Consider the following 16,323-nt stretch of genomic DNA (forward strand, 5'->3'; position numbering starts at 1 on the left):
CACTCAGATGTCAATACAAAATATTGTCTATGCATCAATATAATTTTCAACTAACAAGAATGCCTCGCCTAAGTCATTTAATTCCAACTTTAATCTGTAAAATGCTACTTCACCGTTCTCACTATAAGGTCTAATTCCCTCAGGGATTCTTTCTTTGTATTCTTCATACCACTCATCATCGTAAATATAGGTATCCTCTTCTTTATCATAGATAGCTTCACCACTTTGCAGGAAATCATCATAGTCCTGATCTTCGTAGTAATCCTCATCTATAGTAACATTAGCCCATGGAAATGTTCTAATAAAGCCTTGCTCATATGATTTAGTACCCCAAAGTACTGTCCAAAAAATTTGTTGAATGTGCTCTCCCTTTCTATCTTCTATTGTTATTTTAACATTTCCAAAACCACTTATTTTGTTAATCCATTCCTCTGCCTCCAATATTATTGAATTCCCCTTATCTAGCTCAGTCATTAAGGGTTTTGCTTCTATAAGCTTTTGATATTTCCGCTGATATTCAGATACATTTTGTGATATATCTATCAAATGAGGTATAGCCTCTTCATTTAAAAGATTTGATTTCGGAACCTCTATTTTCCACGACTTATCTTCAGTTATAATTTGTGCATCTTCTTTTGTAACATAAACCCAATAACATGTTTCGCTTTCTAAATCACAAAGCACTAAAATCACTGGGATTGAATATTCCGTCCAGTAGTTATAATGAGCTATGTCAGATCTAAATATAAAAGCTACATCATTTTCTTCGTCAAAAAAGCTCTTCCCTGCTTTAATTTGTAAAGCTAACAACTGCCCAGTTACTTCTTCAGCATTTAAGATTTCAATGAACGCATCAATTCCTGTATCATTTTTAGGCTGTTCTCTAAATAACCAACCTAAATCATCTTCTACAACGCAATTTACCAACCTAACACCTTTATCTCCAGTTCTTGTATTTTTCCTTATTTTTGGCTTTGTCAATTTAAACACTCCTTATAATATCTATAATTTATAAACACCTACTTTTACAATCTCTACCTATGACAAATAGATTATTGTTAATGATATGTGCTTTTATTTTCGCAATACATTATGCAGCTTTTGGGCTTTATCAAAAAATACAGATACCATGTACGTCCGTTGATCAGAGGCTAAAATACCAAAATACCCGTAATTTTTATATGTTTGACTCAACTCTCGGTACAGGTATGGAGTAAAACCAATCATTGTAAACAAAACTTGATTTGGCATCGAAACCTTTTCGACTTATGAAAACCTTTCTGATAATAACATCTTCTTATTTTACACAAGAAAATAAAGCGCCAAAAGCGCTTTATTTAACTCAAATAAATTTTGAATCTCTCCACCGTTTGCGAACATAATTATTAAAGTCATACTTACCAAGAGCCATATGATCGACATGATCCGTAATAATAACCTGAGGACGGAAGCCCGCAGCTTCATTAATTAATTCGATTTCATCCAATATTGCAATATACATGTTCTCTACTGTGACTACTTCTTTATCTTTCGAAATCGATGCTTGCTGAGTTTCCGTGAAATCTATATAGTCCGTTTTTAACGGAGGAAAATATACTTGACTAGGTTGATCAATAAACAAAAAGGAAGGTAATACTGAAGTTTTCTGAACTGCAAAGTAATGAAGTAATGATAAAAACAAACTTAAATGACACGAAAGCCAGTTCGCACCGCTACCCATTTCGCTAAGATAAACATTTGTTTTATTGATTTTGTCCTCATGATATAAATTGAAGGTATCTAGTTCGAACTTTATTTTCGTCGGTCGGTACTCATCCTCGAAATCAAGTTTCTCAATTATTCGATTAATGTTTCCATTGATAAATGTCATTGCCTCGGCTTCATAGAATTTCACATTGTAGGCTTTTATCTTATTTTTAATAAATGAAATATCTGAATCATAGTCCGATGCTGCTAGTTGAGCTAAACTGCTTCTCTGGCTCTCCACTATTTCACAATCAGAGTCAATTTTAGCTTTATAATAGATAATTTGTTCATCCAGGCGTTTATTGTCCTTAAGATCTTTAAAAATAACCTCTGTTCTCTCAATTTCTCGAGTTAAATCCTTAATTTCATCAGTTAAAGATCTTTTATTTTGATTCAAATGATTAAGTTCGGCAATAAACGAAAGATTCTGTTCTCCTACACCTTGAATCTCATTTTGAAGCCATTTTTTTGATTTATTTAAATCATTCATTTTTTCGTTTAATTTTTCATGAGGCTTGCCACAAAGAGGACATACATATTCTCCAATTTCAGGCTTCGAGTATTTTCCTCTCTCATCTAATTTCTTTAAGTTTTCTTGATAGCCATCACCATAATTCCGACTCAACTCTAGATTTTTTATAGTCAAATCCAAATCGTGCTTTTCACGTCTTTTTAATTCTAAACGCTCCTTCAATGCGAAATAGCGAACTTCCATCTCTTCAGATAAGTAACTTTCTCTAGTGAAATCGGGCAATTTTTTTCTTAATTGAAGCAATGTGTGAATAGGAGTATTTTCATCTAAATGTTTACCTAATAAAGCGTAGTAACTTATAAAACTTTAAATCAGTCTACCTCGTAATCTTTCTACAGCATCGTTATAACTCGTTTGATCCCGTTCATTACGTTTCTTCTTTTTCTCTAATTCATCTAATTGAATCAATAAGGAATAGTAATCTTGATCAACCCAACCAGCAAAAATAGGAAATTGCTTAATAACATCTTCTTTTTTGTAATAGTCATCAAATCGATAGAACAAAGCAAATTTATTGGCAATTAAATTCTGGTGCTGAAATAAATAAGATGTCATATTTCGAACGGACGGGCGCCCTTCCTTTTTATTAGTGTTATCTGACATGTCCGTAATTTCCATTCCAAATGCAACTTCAAGTTCTTTTTTCGCTTGGTCGACAGTAATCATTGTTTCTTCTGTGAACAGCTCAAGTTTGACATCATTAATATTAAACGTTTTGGTTCTAATTACGTACATCTGCTTTCGACCATTATCCTCAAACCTTTTTCTACCTACAATAAGGTTCAAAGTACCTATCTGAAATACAGTAACGAAAATTTCCGTAAAATTTGTAATGATCCCCTTTGGAATATAACTTCTCGAGCTCCCCATACAATAGTCTATGATTTCTAAGAGAGCACTCTTTCCGCTTTTCGATTCCCCGGTAATTATATTCAAACCCGAAGTGAACTCCACTTCTTTTCGTTCTCCCTCTTTACTTAGAACACAAATTGCTTTTATATACGCATTCAAAGGGTCCTCACCCCTAACTTTCTAAAAATATCAACATAATTTGTTCTTGCAAAAATAACACCTAAATAATGCGCTGCTCTCATGTAATACCTTATGTCAGCAACTTTTATCTTTTCATAATTGACTTTACTGAGTAATGAAACTTCCTTGCTGATAGCAATCTTCCCCTCATTCACTGCAACAATAATAGCTTCATCGGTAAGTTCTTTAAAAAAAGAGTATCTTTCTTGAATTCCACCTAACAAAACACGTTGATTAACATCCTTCAAATACATTGAAAATATAGAACTTTTTTTAGTTGCGCTTAAAAGAAAATCTCGAGAAGGCTTATAAAAAATAATAGGAAAGACTAGATAAAGCAAATGGTACTCTGCCTTCTTATCTCTATATCCGTTCAGAAAATGTTGTAATAATAAACTTAAAAAGAATGGATTAAGGGATAGCGTTTGAATTGAGTGTAGGTTATTATCTTTTATTTTTTCAGATTCCATATCAATTTCCCTTCGTTAACGATAGAATGAACAATACCTTGTTGAAAAAAGTCACGATTGGGGTTAATTGTTCCGAATGGCATAGCATCTAATAGCATGACCTCATCAAAGAAGTCCTGTGACACTACGCAGTGATTATCTACTTCACAACGCTTTCTCGATGATTTCCTCATGCGCTGTAGACGTTTGTTTAAGTCACTTTTATATTCCATAACATCGTTTAAATATATTGGATCATCGTTAAAATGATCTATATAAGTTTGATTCATCCTCCAATAGTTCACAATCGCTTCTTCAACTTCATCCTCATATTCGATATCAAGTATCTCTTTAACGAATACTTTATCCATATAGCTACTTACATTACTCGGTGCTTCATTAGAGTACGTTCCTGGAAGAGGACGTGAACCACTAGCCTGTTTATCACGAATGGAAATGGCGTGTGTTTTGTAATCATCGTGTGATATCTCCCACTCCCCATTGTTCTCAACAGGTTTCATTAGAATGGAGCCTAATAACTCATATATAAATGAATCTTCATCTTCGCTCTTAATTAAGCTAAATGAAGGATGTTGCTTTATTTTATCTTTCCTTTTTGTTATATCTTTTTCATTAAGTTGTAGCTCTAGTTTAGCCAGAGTTTTCCGGATAATCTTATGATCGACTGAAAAAATCTCATTATAGAACTTTCTAAAGCCTTCTTCTTTCTTCTTTTGCTCATTACCTTCATCCTTAATAATTTTGAATCTTTGCTCTTCATTCAACTCATTCCATTGATGAAAAATAGAATCCTCACTGGTCATAGATGTAGAAACGAGAATAAGCCTTTTAAACTTATCCATATTTTGATGATTAATTATCCAGTTTTTTAACGATTTCCAAAAATCTGAATTTCTACTTGATAAATGATGCTCATCTTGGTGATGTTTAATTTCCATGTTCGCAGAATTAGATTCAGAACCTATAGCAATATCGCCAAACCTTTCGACATGAATAATCTCCCCTGGCTTTAAATCTAGGCAATGTTCAAGCACAATCAAGTAATGAAATATATCTCCAAGTTTTGTTTTGGTATCGTCGTTCTTTTGCAAAGTCAGGAATCTCACCTCTTATCCCTAATCCAATAATATTCCTTTTGATTCTTGCATCTTTTTTATCTTAGTTCAAATATACTAATTTTCGTCACCGTTTGCTGTCGAATCCTGTTGTCGAATTAACAATTATTAAAAAATAAATCTGACTATACTAAACTACAACGACAAACGTTTTGGTTACTCATGCTAATTATTGTTAAATAAACAAAAAGACGTAGCATAAGTTAAAAAACGAAACTGTTAATACTGCTAGCGCAGGAGCATCTTTAACAGGTGATTAGACATTCAGACTAAATTAAATAACTTTTAAAAATATTAGTATACTTTTATATTTCATATGTAATAACAAGCGCCAATGGCGCTTGTTTTATTCAGCTTGCTTCCTCAGCAAGTGTACGTCTCTCATCGCGAATGGATTTAAGTCTTTACCATCATTAATGTGACTGATACGTTCGTAGGCTCTTGCCAAATCAATTAGCTCGATGCACTCTGCATCTCGAGAAAGAGCGTTTTTAGCAGCTTGACGAATCAGTAACATGATGGAATGCATAGCTCCATTTGTCGCATACATGAATCGTTCACAGCACTCTTCATCCGCTAAATTGGAGGTCGTTTCAAATACCGTTGTTATCTTTTTATCTAGTTCAAACATCAGACGCTGAAACTCGGTACGATCCCCTTCTGTTGCAAAACTGAACGGTCTAATTTCTTCTCGAATCACCCTGCGGTTGAGTTGAGGATTTAGGTCAAGGACTTCCTTTGCTTCACTTAATCCAAAAAATACAACCGGTATCTGGGTTTGAACCATAAGTGATTTAAACCAATCCGACACACCTAACATAACTTTGCGGCGATCACGATCTACGAAGTGCTGAAACTCATCAAGCATAATTAACTGAACACGATTTTTTCGGATCAATTTGATTAAACGATCCCCCTTCTGAGCAACAGTCCCTTTGTTTGGATAGGGATCTTTCAGTTCCTGAAGCAAACGCTCTGTTAATACAGTGTACTTGACTGGGGACGGAAGGCTCATGTGAAGAATATTTTGAGTTGAGTAGCGAATACCCTCCACGACATCACTGCTCACATGCATGTGTTTTTCAACATACGTTTTAAGTAACGTCGTCTTTCCACTACCTGTATCTCCATGAATAAGAAGTGAACTTGGGGCATCGGAATACAATGATTCCTGGTGGATCTCTTCAATTGCCTCTAGTGCCTTTTTAAAGCGTGGATGAAGCACCCGAATACTCTCAATAAATTTAAGTTTGTCTAGATCGGCGATTGTGTTCATTTGCTTAATACCTCCCAGTCGGAATCGTCTGCTTCTTCCAGCATTTTAAACGCCTTTCTCTCCTCCACGGCAGCTTGCAGTTCCTTACCCACTCTCTCTTTTTGCTTCTTCTCAATAATTTGTGCTGAAGAAAGTTGAGTGTGTGCGGCTGCCCGAGCCCCTTTGGTCAGCTTCATTTCTTTTTCAATCTCCTCCATAAAACGCTCCTTAGCTTGAGCGAGGGCAAGCTGATTGGCTTTGCTGTTTGCCTGACGAATCCGTTTTAAAATACAGTCATGACTAAATTCGGTTAAACCTTTGGAGTATTCCTGATCATTATTGGGTACCTCCAGATACTGTTTGCCACGTTCGTCATACACGAAGATTTTTGACATATCGTACGGGTCATACTTAAATCGTACATGGGCAGCCCCTTTTTTAAGTAATTGAAGTTTGAGATGTTGAAGCTCAACCGAGTTATAGAACATATGCTTGTACTGAATCCCCGTGCGCTGAATGCTGGCGTTTTCTCGAAGTTTACCGAAAATAATATGCCAATCAGGGATAGCGTATAGTAGTGGCGGTGATCCCCATTGGGCAATGCCTGATTGCCACAGTTCACTGGGGATACCTTTCACACCACGGTGCGGGTGCTGCAGATACTCATCGATGACCCACTGATGAAGAAGCTTTAAGAATGTATGGTAACCCACAACCGCGTTTTTCTCTGGGTTGTAATCCTTTTTGTCCATCACATTTGAAAATGTTGTACCTGGCGTTTTATGAAACAATTGCTGATTGATCGTACGAAACGTGCGCTCCACCGTTCCTTTGTACCAAGGCTTACGGGGAGGACAGTAGTCTGGTATAATCCCCAGCTGAGCACATGTATCTTTGAGCGAATGACTTTGAAACTCTTTGCCGTTGTCCATTCGTAGCACTTTAGGAACCCCAAACATATCCCACTCGTTTTTTATGTCTGGATACAGCTCTTTTACATACGTCTTCGGTGTCATGGCATGTAGTAAACATTTCATGACGGAGACATACGAAGGAGAATGAAATGCAACGTAGATCCCTGCAATTGCCCCTGTCATCTTATCAACAGCCAGTGTAAGCCATGGTCTTCCTAAAGGGAGCCCCGTTTCGTCATCTACAACAAACAGATCCATTTTCGTGTGGTCGATCTCGAGAACATCAAAGGGCACTTTAGGCTTATGAAGAACTGCTACGCCGCCCAGCTTGTCGAAAGCATATTTCTCCCCTTCTCGTTTTTCCATGATCTGATACGGATCTCTATCTTTGATGCGTCTAGTGATCGTGTTATATGATGGGAGTTCAATCTGATCTCGCTCCTCTCGAACTCTGTTTTTCTTATCGATCTCCACGAGAACTTTTGCATGTAAATCCTTGGCTGTAATACGTTCTCTTTTGGCATACACGTTATCAATGCATTGATTGATAATCAACTCCACCTCTGGTGAAAGTCTTGTGCCTGTCCCTTTTTGGAGCGTATTAGGAACAAGTGAGGTAATATCTTGTCCGCTATCTAGAAAAGCATATAGCCATCTTCGTAATGTTAAAGGCTCAATATCTACCCCTTCTAATTTCAGTTCTTGAACGCGCTGCTCAAGTTTAGGCTGAATGTTTTTACGTGACTCAGATAAAAAAGGCTTGATAGCATGGTACCGTGTGCGCGCTATCTCTTTGTGATCTTCCGGCAGCATTGAAAAATCAATGATCCGATTTTCCCGAAGACCTAGCTCCATAAGCTGGGTCGAAGAACCGGTGACTTCAAAGCGAATAATTCCTTTTCCGTACAACGAAACCAGTTCACTTTGATCCATTGTAATTTCCTTATTCTCTGCTAAATTCTTGATAACAAATTGACCTGGGAGCGTTTCTTTTTGAATTTCAAAGACGACATTTTCCTTTTGAAACCGGGTTCCTCTCATGAGACTCACTGTTTGCATTCTTTATGCTCCTTTCTTTTGGCTCTTTGATTTTAAGTTGTAAAAATCGGAAAGATCTGAAGAGGAAATAACAATATCTTCAAATGACTTTATGACAGAACTTGTTTTTGCTCCTTGAATTCGACCACTCAATACCGCTTGTACCACATCACTAAAACTTGCATGGTAATACAATGCCGTAATGTCATGCTGAGCAAGTGGCATCCATTTCTTTGTCTTGTCCTTCATTGAAGAACAAGCAGCGTTCAAACTTACTAGCAAATCTTCCACTGCTTTTGGCATAAATACTCGTCTGCCGAAGCCATCCTTTTCAGGACCACGGTCCATGATCAACAGGTTCGACTGTGCCAGCTTGACCACCATTCTCGAGGAAATACGAAGTCGCTCTCCTACCTGCCCAGTTGTGAGTAATTGTGACCGTTTTTGCGCTAGGGCTTCGACCGCAGCTCGCTCTACCAGTGTAATTTTCTTTTCACCAAAACGTTTCTCAATAAAAGTTAAAAGCCCAAGTTCTTTAAACTGATGCAGACGAATATCATCACAGTGTAGGATTTTTTGCCTAGCGTAAAGAAGAGAGCAATATTTTCGTTCTTCTTCCTTGGTCACGGTAAGCATACGAACAAACTCATTGTGGTGGTCGTTATGCACATCTAGATAAAGTTTCCGGTGTACATAGAATTTTTCGTTACCAATAAGCTTGTCTATGAGCTCTCGCTTGGCTCGTGTGGTGGATCTAGTACGCTGTGCTGCTTTTGCAACCTCCACTTGATAAACAACATCCTTAAAATACTTGGATGGTGTAGTGAGCAGTTCATGCGCAAGTGTAGATAAAACCGTGAACATTCGATTGCTCTTTTTTTCTCCTTTGACCAGATTGTAATTTAGACGCTGGACGTCTACGTTAGGATAAGGACACGGGAGCACGTGCACGGGCATGTTGTCCAACATTTTCATGAACAGGTGAAGCCCTTCGAAATACTGTTGTGGTGATAATGTGTATCCACCTTCAATAGGGACTAAGCTGAGCTTCCCGTTTAAAGCATCTTGAATGGTCTTTTGTGCTGCCAAAACTCGAGGAGGCGGAGCCTCTGTAGTTATCAAGTCTGCATAAGCAAACCCGCAATTACATCCTCTACCGATGAGATTATCCAAACGAATAACCCGGTTACAGCAAGGACAACGCTCTACGAGCTGCACCTCGTGCTTCAAACAAATGCCGAACAAAACCACATCCCAGCGGAGGCGATGATACCCAGCTTCCTCTAAACATCTGGGACAGTACTTGGTTTTTGTCTGATGGTAATGTTGCACGAAGTGACGTATTGTCGGAGAAACTCCTCCGAATAAGACTGCATCAAATTGATTCAGCATATGCCTCTCTAAATTCGAATACCCGTGCTTTTGTAACAACTGGACAAGCGGCTGATTCCAAAGTGTTTTTTCTTTGAAATAATTAAAGTTCGCACGGTAATCAAACCATCTCTCCCCTCTATTAATGAGTGTTTGTAGCGTCTGATGACCATTCTCTTTTGCCATACGCAATGCCAAACTCATAAAACTTTCGTCCGTATACGCAATGGGTAAAAATTGTAGCAACATCGTAACCCTCCTACTATATTCAGAGTAAAGAAAATTATGACTAAACATGATGACAAACCTTGTTGCTTTCCACACGTTAATCATAATTTTGAAACCAACTTTTTCGACTTTTGAATTTTTTTATTTTTATAACATCACAAAAAAAAGGCGCTACAACAGCGCCTTTAGGTGTTTTCAGTTAAGCATCTCTTAATCTGCTTGTTTATGATTTTTATTCCGGTGGATGATGAAATCCAGATACACTGAAATATCATTCAGTGTCGTTTGTATACCTGCAGGATAACTAGTGAGTGCTTTTCGAAGTTGTTCAATGATATGCTGATACGATTCCAGTAATGAATCATCGACCTTAAATCCCTTATCGTGGTCTTCCTGGTGGAGGGCATCTTGTTTTACAAGTGTGTCTAATTCTTTGATTGGGTTTGAAATATAATCTTTGTCGATCTTATCTGATAACTTAGCTAGCTTACGGAGTAAACTTTTGAGTTCTGTTTCCGAATATTGTTTTAGGAGATCATTCATAATTTTTCTAAACGGTGACCAATCCATCAATTTAGATTGCTCCGCTGGCACTGACAATGGATTAGAAGCCGCAAAACCATCCATATCCCACTTGATGTTTTCGGTGATATCCTCAAGTGTAATATTCAATTTTGCTTGAATCATTAATAAGCTCTCTATATTAAGAGAAACTTGTCCATTGATAATCTGAGACATCGCTGAATCTGAGATCCCAAGCCTTTCTGCTGCTTCTTTCTGCGTTATTCCCTTATCAGCAAGCTGCTCCTTTAAATTTCTTCCGACACTCCGCTGTAATTCCGGATATGATCCGAAAGAAAAAACGGGGGAGAAGTCTACTGTCTCATCTTTAATGTAGTCAGAAAAATCTCCATCTGATGAAGTCATTCCCTCAATATGTAATACTCTTAATTCCCAGTCATCCTCTTCATCATCCAAATCATTCTTGATGTATAGGGGTAAGGAGATACACAACTGACCATTTACTTTATCGAGCAACGCTCTAAATTCGGTGGATGAAAGAATTACGCCTTCGCCTTTTTGTATCATCAGATCTCACTCCTATTCTAAGTGTGGAGAAAAAAAATAACTACAACCACTTCAAATTATAAAACAAAAAAGGACCTCTTAACAGAGATCCCTCATTTCAAGAAGATGTTCAATTTCTTGCCGATCTACAATGTAATTCTTGGTCAATCCCAGAAAACTATCATGTAGTTTTCCCTCTTTGAACCACTTTTGAATGAGTGTTTTGGATATACCATACAAAGAGCTTGTTTGATTAATGGTCAGATAGCGCTGCAGTATACGTTCTATACAGTCGGGATCATAATACGATATTCTTCGCTTTCCAGATGTATAAAACAATTCCTCTTTCGGCTGAAGTATACCTAAGCGTTCCAGACCTAGCAGGGTAGCATAATCGACTTTTAACAATTGCTCCACTTGTTTTTTTGTATATCCTTTTTGTTCCCGTCTCCGATGGATCAGAAGCTTGCGGCAAGCCAGTAATTCTTCATTAGAGAAGGTTGCATCCGTTAACTTTCCATCCTTTAACGAGCACATTGGCTTAATTTTTCCTTGCAGAATCATTTCTACGAGTTCCACAAGTTTTAATTTATATGACCTAAATTGCTTTAAAAATTCATACAAGGTTCTTCCTTGTTTCTCAGCCTGATACACTCCTCGAACTCTCCTAAGAAAAGTTTCAAACTCAATTTCACTGATATAATATTGGCTTTTCTTGAACTTGTAGAGGGTTAATAACTTGTTGTTGATAAACTCATTGAGCTGAACTTTGTCACTTATCCCTAATCTATTCGCTGCCTCTGTCCGGCGTATAAACCCTTCTGCCGGGACTTCATGATCCATGATGATATAATCATTAGCTGCACAGGCTACTTTGGATGTTTTACGGGAAAACTTCTGTAATTTTTTTGGCACCTTCTGTGAATTAGAGGGTTTATGGATACTCAGAGAAGGGACGTATAACAGAGGAGCTATATGCTTGAAAACTTGTTTTAGTCCCGGATCGTACTGAAGTTGAAGACATGCCTTCATTTTTGGGTTTCTTTTTCTAGGTGATAGATCACTTATGCGTTCCATTGTATCTTTGAAGTTAGCAGGGAATGCATCCATCAATTGATAGACATTCGTGTGAAAATGATACGAACTCTTATTGTTAGACTGATACTTTTTTATATTTTTAAATACATTTAAAACATAGCTGTCGTCAACAACACTGGGACTTCCTTGTAATAAATGACTCAGTCGATTAGCTAAAGTAAGATAGTCATTCAACTTGATTCCTTTTAAAAGTGGCAATTTATCGGATCCCGCATTTCCAGAGATTATCATGGATTGAAACCATTCCTGCGCCTGCAAGCTTAGCGGATCTAAAATCGTTGGACCGCTAGCATATGAAAATATCCCTTCACACTGAGGACAGACACCCATTATAAAATGATCCATCATAATCTTCTTTTTACAACGATAACAATAATCAAGCAGTAGCTCATTATGCTCAAGACAAATTGTTACCGTTTCATAACTCCAAAGGCTTTGATGATAAAGTCCACGTTGGTTAACACAAGAAGCACAGTATTTAACCGAATTCCGCATTAAAATTGTTGCCACTATACTCCGCCCTGCCTCTCTTACCCACTTGTTATGGGAGTGGCGTTCTAATGCTTGAATGGGGATGTCTGACCAAGTTTCTATTGCTTCCAGTGCCTTTCTGTTGAAAAGATTATTTCGAATATCCGAACTATTCGTATTCCAGTCCTTCGCGAAACTTCTGATGTTTGTATAACCATTCGCGTAAATTAAACGCAATACGTAACTTACCAAACTTTCATTCTTCTCAATGCTCAATACAGTATTCATTTCATATCTACCTCTCTTTTTCGAGTTAATGAGAGCTATTATATGAAAACAGAGCGTTTTTTATCACAGATGCTGTTTTTCAAGACTTAAGCAAATCCCTTTCGATGTTTATCATTAAATAAGAAAAAAGCCTGAATTCTCAGGCTTTTTTTCGGTGTCCGTTATCTTTATCTCTGTAAATTTTATCTTTAAGTGTGAGAGTATTTGTTGTAAACGACCGTTATCATTACCATGGTAATGATAACGGAAGTCCGTATTGCCGCTGCTGAGCATAATTAAACCATTACTCCTAAATCATTTGAGCCGCGGTTGCGGCTCTTTTCTGTTCTCAAGGGTATTACAGCGTTCTTATGCTCACCTGAATCTCCTTTTGATTCACAATATGTATTAACTGCTACTAACTATAAACTGACAACTCTTTTTAATATAGTGATTTCCTCCAATAACAACAGTTTCTAATGTCTGACGTTCAATGATCCCCCCTTCATCTAAGATCTCATCTTGCTGATAGACGATAATATGCCATTTTTGTTGGATGGCTTTTTCAAAATGTGAAGCTTTAAATAGAAGTTCCACGCACAATACCCCCTGGTATTTTTGTAAGTGTACTACACCACTTCGTAGTATAAAGATGTAAATTGAAATATAAGTTAAAGAAATGGTACATACTAACATTATATATAAAATAACATGATATCATCTGACACTTAGAAGGAGCAAGTTAAATGAATTTTGAATTAGAACCAACCAAAACAAAGAAAAAGGATAACAGCAAAATTATTAAAGAGCTTGTCCGCCTTAATCTCTTATGGTGGAAAAATCATGGCGATGATACTATATTTGAATCATTCTGCACTCACCTAGCCGAACTTGGGTCAGAGTCAATGGAAGTAGCAGAATCGTATTTCTTACACTTAAATACCTGGGCAAGGAAACATGATTTTGATTATCAAAGACTACACCGGTTCCAGATAAGATTGTCGATTGGTGAAACAGTCATAGATATAAAAATCAATGATTTAGATTATGAATTTTATTTACTCGTGAACGATATGCCCAAAAAGCTATTTAAGAGTCCAAGGGAGATCGAGCCGTGGATTCAAAATGAGTTCCTTGATTCGATGAATTGATTGCATCTCTTCAATTATAGAAGATCAGCCTTTATATTAAACTGATATCAAGACAACGTTCCTAAGCAACGATTGCTTCTATGAAGGCTTCTATAACTACTATGAAATAGATGATTGAGTAGACTAACAAATAAAAAAGTGATGCTGACATCACAGCATCACTTTTTTTAGCACTTCTCAGTTTACTATTTCACCGTCATACAGCTTCCAATTATATTTCAATTCTTTATCACCACGGGAATTAAGAGATGCTTCCAGGCTCAATTTATCGCCCTTTTTTAAGCCACTTTTTGTTGTTTTATCCTTAAGTTCAACAATAAATGTATAAGGCATCATATCCACCTTTTCAGTACTGATAGTTGTCCAATCTTCACCGTTATAATTATCGCCGCCGTATACAACTATACTGTCTTCGATAGTTTCTAAATCAGCAATAGTTCCGGACCAGTTTACGATTTTTTTCACCATATAGGTATCCCAAGTTGATGATTTTTGGTCTTTCGGTAAAGAAAAGTACGCTTCGACTACCGGCATGAAATCAGCACCACTTTCCATCAAATCAGCCACGTTCTTCTGTTCGTCGGAAGCGTAAGATGTTTGTCCTGTTAATGCTTTACCTGATTCTAAAACTTTCAGGAAGTTCTCAGCGTTATCTTGTCCTTTTTTGATAAGAATATAGATATTTTTTACTGCGTACGAATTCAGTCCAGGGTTATGATATTTTGCTGCATTTTCATTTTTCTCGAATTCCATGATATCGACTTCATCTGTTTTCAACGCCTTCACTAAGCCTTCTGAACCTTCATATTTTGCTGTTACATCTTCAGCTTCACTTGCAACTAACCCTGAGTCTTTTAACCAAGTAAAAACGTCGTCCACCTTATAACCATCTGCTTTTTTAGGCTCTTCTGCTTTCACTTCTTCTTTAGGTTCCGCTGGTTGCTCTTCTTTAGAACCACAAGCCGAGATTGCAAATACCATTCCCAATGTCAGTAGTATAACCAGCCACTTTTTTGAAGAAATTTCTTTCATATGTATATCCCCCTATTAAAATCCTAAAAATATCTTATCACATAAGTTGAAACAGTAGCAGTATCTAGCTGCTACTTGTTCTGGATATATCGGCTATTCACCCCACCAGATTATTTGAGCCTTCGAGTTTCCTTCTTCATGATACTTTATTTCGTTCTCTATGGGGATATTTGAATGCTCAATAACTATGGGGACCGGAAACCCTATAAACTTAATCCCCAATAATAAAACAAAGATAATGGCAAGAAATCCAAACAGGGTAATTTTAACACGTTTCATTTGCTCCATCCTCCAATGAACACTTCAATTATCGTTCTTGCACAATAAAATATTGAAAGATTTTTTTCCGAAAAATTAATAATAGTAGCAGGAGTATAGTCGTGTTGTTCTCTATGGTGATCTAGCCCTCTCCTTTCCCAAAACAAGTCTTTTGAGGTAAATCCATATTGTTGTATGATTCGAGTAAATCGGAACGAACATCCAGTGTTTTAATAGTGAGTATATATCCATTTATCGTGTTAAAAATCATTTCAATTTCAGATAAATTGTAAGAAGTGATATCCATTTTCGAAATGATAACTTGCTTACTAAGCACTTTTGATAAAGAAGAGGTAATTTGCTTTCGTACATCGTCATTTAAACTTTCAAACTGGAGTACAAGGTTTTCAAGGTCATCCATGCTACCTTTCACCAAATTGGGTGATTGTATAGCAATGTGTTCAGGGGATGAAGACTTAATAGCATAAATCTCAATAATGTCATCTATTTTAAATTTAAAGTTATACCTTCTTCTGTTTCAACAAATAGGTAGCCCTCATTTATTTCTTTAGAAATACCACGGAAAAATTCATCTTGATTATTAACCTTAAATACTACAGAACGTTTATCGTTAGCTGTCATCTCGATAAATTGTCTCTTATTCATTATATTATGCAATGTGTTCTCCTCCCACAATGGATTGGCTATTTTCTTTGTTTTATGGGGTTAACGTTTCCCGTTTTCTTCCGTCGTCCACAGAGGTAAAGAAAAACAAACGGTCCCGTTAGTTGAATAAAACAGCCGATCAAGTTGATCGGCTGCTTTCTATGTTTTATTGAGCTACCGTTTCCCGTTAGTTGAATCTAAAATCTTTAGATTACCACTTCTTCCATAACTCGCCTCAATTTCTTTAGACAATACTTTTGTTTGTTCCCCTAGATATTTCAAGGCGTTAGTCAAAACTGTTGTATCATCGCCTAGCCGAGCCATAACTGTTGTACTTACAACATTTCGAACATCAACATCATTACTTAAAGCCATTTTTTCAATAAATCCAAAAATTATAACAAGTAATTTATCTTCACTGTCGGTTAATTCATGGTTAATTTGGAGTAAGTTGATTAAATACGGATTCAGTATATTGCCAAATGCAACGTGAGGCGGAATCGTTCCATTTTCCTCCCATAGTTCATTTAGCTCTTTTATGTATAGAGTATTTAATACCGGCAATAGCCTACGCATTTCGTAGACAACGTTTTTATAATTCAACGTCATAT

General features: G+C 36.8%; 17 protein-coding genes. 1 reads left to right on the forward strand and 16 read right to left on the reverse strand.

All coding sequences use genetic code 11. The features are described 5' to 3' along the window. Positions 1 to 27 precede the first annotated feature (27 nt). The 11 genes from GUA98_RS17280 to GUA98_RS17330 all read right to left on the reverse strand — a co-directional run bounded on the left by GUA98_RS17280 (position 28) and on the right by GUA98_RS17330 (position 13,202). Positions 28 to 981 carry a DUF4365 domain-containing protein gene (locus tag GUA98_RS17280; RefSeq protein ID WP_193723883.1) on the reverse strand — a complete coding sequence of 318 codons (954 nt, stop codon included), beginning with the start codon at positions 979 to 981 and terminating at the stop codon, positions 28 to 30. Between the two features lie 361 nt (positions 982 to 1,342). Continuing rightward, on the reverse strand, positions 1,343 to 2,521 hold the full coding sequence (locus GUA98_RS17285; protein ID WP_227779728.1) for a DUF3732 domain-containing protein: 1,179 nt from the start codon (positions 2,519 to 2,521) through the stop codon (positions 1,343 to 1,345). 63 nt (positions 2,522 to 2,584) lie between these two features. After that, on the reverse strand, positions 2,585 to 3,289 hold the full coding sequence (locus GUA98_RS17290; protein ID WP_193723885.1) for an ATP-binding protein: 705 nt from the start codon (positions 3,287 to 3,289) through the stop codon (positions 2,585 to 2,587). Continuing rightward, complete coding sequence (locus GUA98_RS17295; RefSeq protein WP_193723886.1) at positions 3,286 to 3,780, reverse strand: three component ABC system middle component; 495 nt, start codon at positions 3,778 to 3,780, stop codon at positions 3,286 to 3,288. The genes GUA98_RS17290 and GUA98_RS17295 overlap by 4 nt, the downstream gene beginning before the upstream one ends. Next, the gene (locus tag GUA98_RS17300) at positions 3,762 to 4,871 is read right to left on the reverse strand and encodes a hypothetical protein (RefSeq protein ID WP_193723887.1); all 1,110 of its coding nucleotides are present in this window, start codon (positions 4,869 to 4,871) and stop codon (positions 3,762 to 3,764) included. The genes GUA98_RS17295 and GUA98_RS17300 overlap by 19 nt, the downstream gene beginning before the upstream one ends. Positions 4,872 to 5,241: 370 nt before the next feature. Then, positions 5,242 to 6,171 (reverse strand): TniB family NTP-binding protein, encoded by a 930-nt coding sequence (locus GUA98_RS17305; protein WP_193723888.1) that lies wholly within the window; start codon positions 6,169 to 6,171, stop codon positions 5,242 to 5,244. Continuing rightward, positions 6,168 to 8,123: a DDE-type integrase/transposase/recombinase gene (locus GUA98_RS17310; RefSeq protein ID WP_193723889.1), complete on the reverse strand. Its 1,956-nt coding sequence runs from the start codon at positions 8,121 to 8,123 to the stop codon at positions 6,168 to 6,170. The genes GUA98_RS17305 and GUA98_RS17310 overlap by 4 nt, the downstream gene beginning before the upstream one ends. Before the next feature lie 3 nt (positions 8,124 to 8,126). Continuing rightward, entirely contained in the window at positions 8,127 to 9,722 is a 1,596-nt protein-coding gene (locus GUA98_RS17315) for a TniQ family protein (protein WP_193723890.1), read from the reverse strand. A 189-nt stretch (positions 9,723 to 9,911) separates the two neighbouring features. Next, positions 9,912 to 10,790 carry a helix-turn-helix domain-containing protein gene (locus GUA98_RS17320; RefSeq protein WP_193723891.1) on the reverse strand — a complete coding sequence of 293 codons (879 nt, stop codon included), beginning with the start codon at positions 10,788 to 10,790 and terminating at the stop codon, positions 9,912 to 9,914. Positions 10,791 to 10,868: 78 nt separating this feature from the next. Next, positions 10,869 to 12,626 (reverse strand): TniQ family protein, encoded by a 1,758-nt coding sequence (locus tag GUA98_RS17325; protein WP_193723892.1) that lies wholly within the window; start codon positions 12,624 to 12,626, stop codon positions 10,869 to 10,871. Positions 12,627 to 13,013: 387 nt separating this feature from the next. Then, positions 13,014 to 13,202: a hypothetical protein gene (locus tag GUA98_RS17330; protein WP_193723893.1), complete on the reverse strand. Its 189-nt coding sequence runs from the start codon at positions 13,200 to 13,202 to the stop codon at positions 13,014 to 13,016. A 149-nt stretch (positions 13,203 to 13,351) separates the two neighbouring features. Between GUA98_RS17330 and GUA98_RS17335 the strand changes: the two genes are divergently transcribed. Beyond that, a complete protein-coding gene (locus tag GUA98_RS17335; protein WP_193723894.1) occupies positions 13,352 to 13,756 on the forward strand; it encodes a hypothetical protein in 405 nt (134 codons plus the stop codon). A gap of 177 nt (positions 13,757 to 13,933) precedes the next feature. Here GUA98_RS17335 and GUA98_RS17340 read toward each other — a convergent pair whose 3' ends face one another. The 5 genes from GUA98_RS17340 to GUA98_RS17360 all read right to left on the reverse strand — a co-directional run bounded on the left by GUA98_RS17340 (position 13,934) and on the right by GUA98_RS17360 (position 16,321). Further along, positions 13,934 to 14,788 (reverse strand): hypothetical protein, encoded by an 855-nt coding sequence (locus GUA98_RS17340; protein ID WP_193723895.1) that lies wholly within the window; start codon positions 14,786 to 14,788, stop codon positions 13,934 to 13,936. A 93-nt stretch (positions 14,789 to 14,881) separates the two neighbouring features. Continuing rightward, a complete protein-coding gene (locus GUA98_RS17345; RefSeq protein ID WP_193723896.1) occupies positions 14,882 to 15,067 on the reverse strand; it encodes a hypothetical protein in 186 nt (61 codons plus the stop codon). A 121-nt stretch (positions 15,068 to 15,188) separates the two neighbouring features. Next, the gene (locus GUA98_RS17350) at positions 15,189 to 15,467 is read right to left on the reverse strand and encodes a hypothetical protein (RefSeq protein ID WP_193723897.1); all 279 of its coding nucleotides are present in this window, start codon (positions 15,465 to 15,467) and stop codon (positions 15,189 to 15,191) included. A gap of 83 nt (positions 15,468 to 15,550) precedes the next feature. Next, entirely contained in the window at positions 15,551 to 15,712 is a 162-nt protein-coding gene (locus GUA98_RS17355) for a hypothetical protein (protein ID WP_227779729.1), read from the reverse strand. Positions 15,713 to 15,886: 174 nt separating this feature from the next. Beyond that, entirely contained in the window at positions 15,887 to 16,321 is a 435-nt protein-coding gene (locus GUA98_RS17360; protein WP_193723899.1) for a hypothetical protein, read from the reverse strand. Between the last annotated feature and the right edge of the window lie 2 nt (positions 16,322 to 16,323).

The sequence above is a fragment of the Paenibacillus sp. P13VS genome, from assembly GCF_015143645.1.
In the GTDB taxonomy this organism is placed as follows: Bacteria; Bacillota; Bacilli; order Paenibacillales; family Paenibacillaceae; genus Paenibacillus; species Paenibacillus xylanilyticus_A.

What these genes read in the sequence shown, in the direction of transcription:
- GUA98_RS17295 (WP_193723886.1), bottom strand. Translation starts at nt 3,780, where the DNA reads ATGGAATCTGAAAAAATAAAAGATAATAACCTACACTCAATTCAAACG.
- GUA98_RS17305 (WP_193723888.1), bottom strand. Translation starts at nt 6,171, where the DNA reads ATGAACACAATCGCCGATCTAGACAAACTTAAATTTATTGAGAGTATT.
- GUA98_RS17310 (WP_193723889.1), bottom strand. Translation starts at nt 8,123, where the DNA reads ATGCAAACAGTGAGTCTCATGAGAGGAACCCGGTTTCAAAAGGAAAAT.
- GUA98_RS17315 (WP_193723890.1), bottom strand. Translation starts at nt 9,722, where the DNA reads ATGTTGCTACAATTTTTACCCATTGCGTATACGGACGAAAGTTTTATG.
- GUA98_RS17320 (WP_193723891.1), bottom strand. Translation starts at nt 10,790, where the DNA reads ATGATACAAAAAGGCGAAGGCGTAATTCTTTCATCCACCGAATTTAGA.
- GUA98_RS17325 (WP_193723892.1), bottom strand. Translation starts at nt 12,626, where the DNA reads ATGAATACTGTATTGAGCATTGAGAAGAATGAAAGTTTGGTAAGTTAC.
- GUA98_RS17335 (WP_193723894.1), top strand. Translation starts at nt 13,352, where the DNA reads ATGAATTTTGAATTAGAACCAACCAAAACAAAGAAAAAGGATAACAGC.
- GUA98_RS17340 (WP_193723895.1), bottom strand. Translation starts at nt 14,788, where the DNA reads ATGAAAGAAATTTCTTCAAAAAAGTGGCTGGTTATACTACTGACATTG.
- GUA98_RS17345 (WP_193723896.1), bottom strand. Translation starts at nt 15,067, where the DNA reads ATGAAACGTGTTAAAATTACCCTGTTTGGATTTCTTGCCATTATCTTT.
- GUA98_RS17350 (WP_193723897.1), bottom strand. Translation starts at nt 15,467, where the DNA reads ATGGATGACCTTGAAAACCTTGTACTCCAGTTTGAAAGTTTAAATGAC.
- GUA98_RS17355 (WP_227779729.1), bottom strand. Translation starts at nt 15,712, where the DNA reads ATGAATAAGAGACAATTTATCGAGATGACAGCTAACGATAAACGTTCT.
- GUA98_RS17360 (WP_193723899.1), bottom strand. Translation starts at nt 16,321, where the DNA reads ATGACGTTGAATTATAAAAACGTTGTCTACGAAATGCGTAGGCTATTG.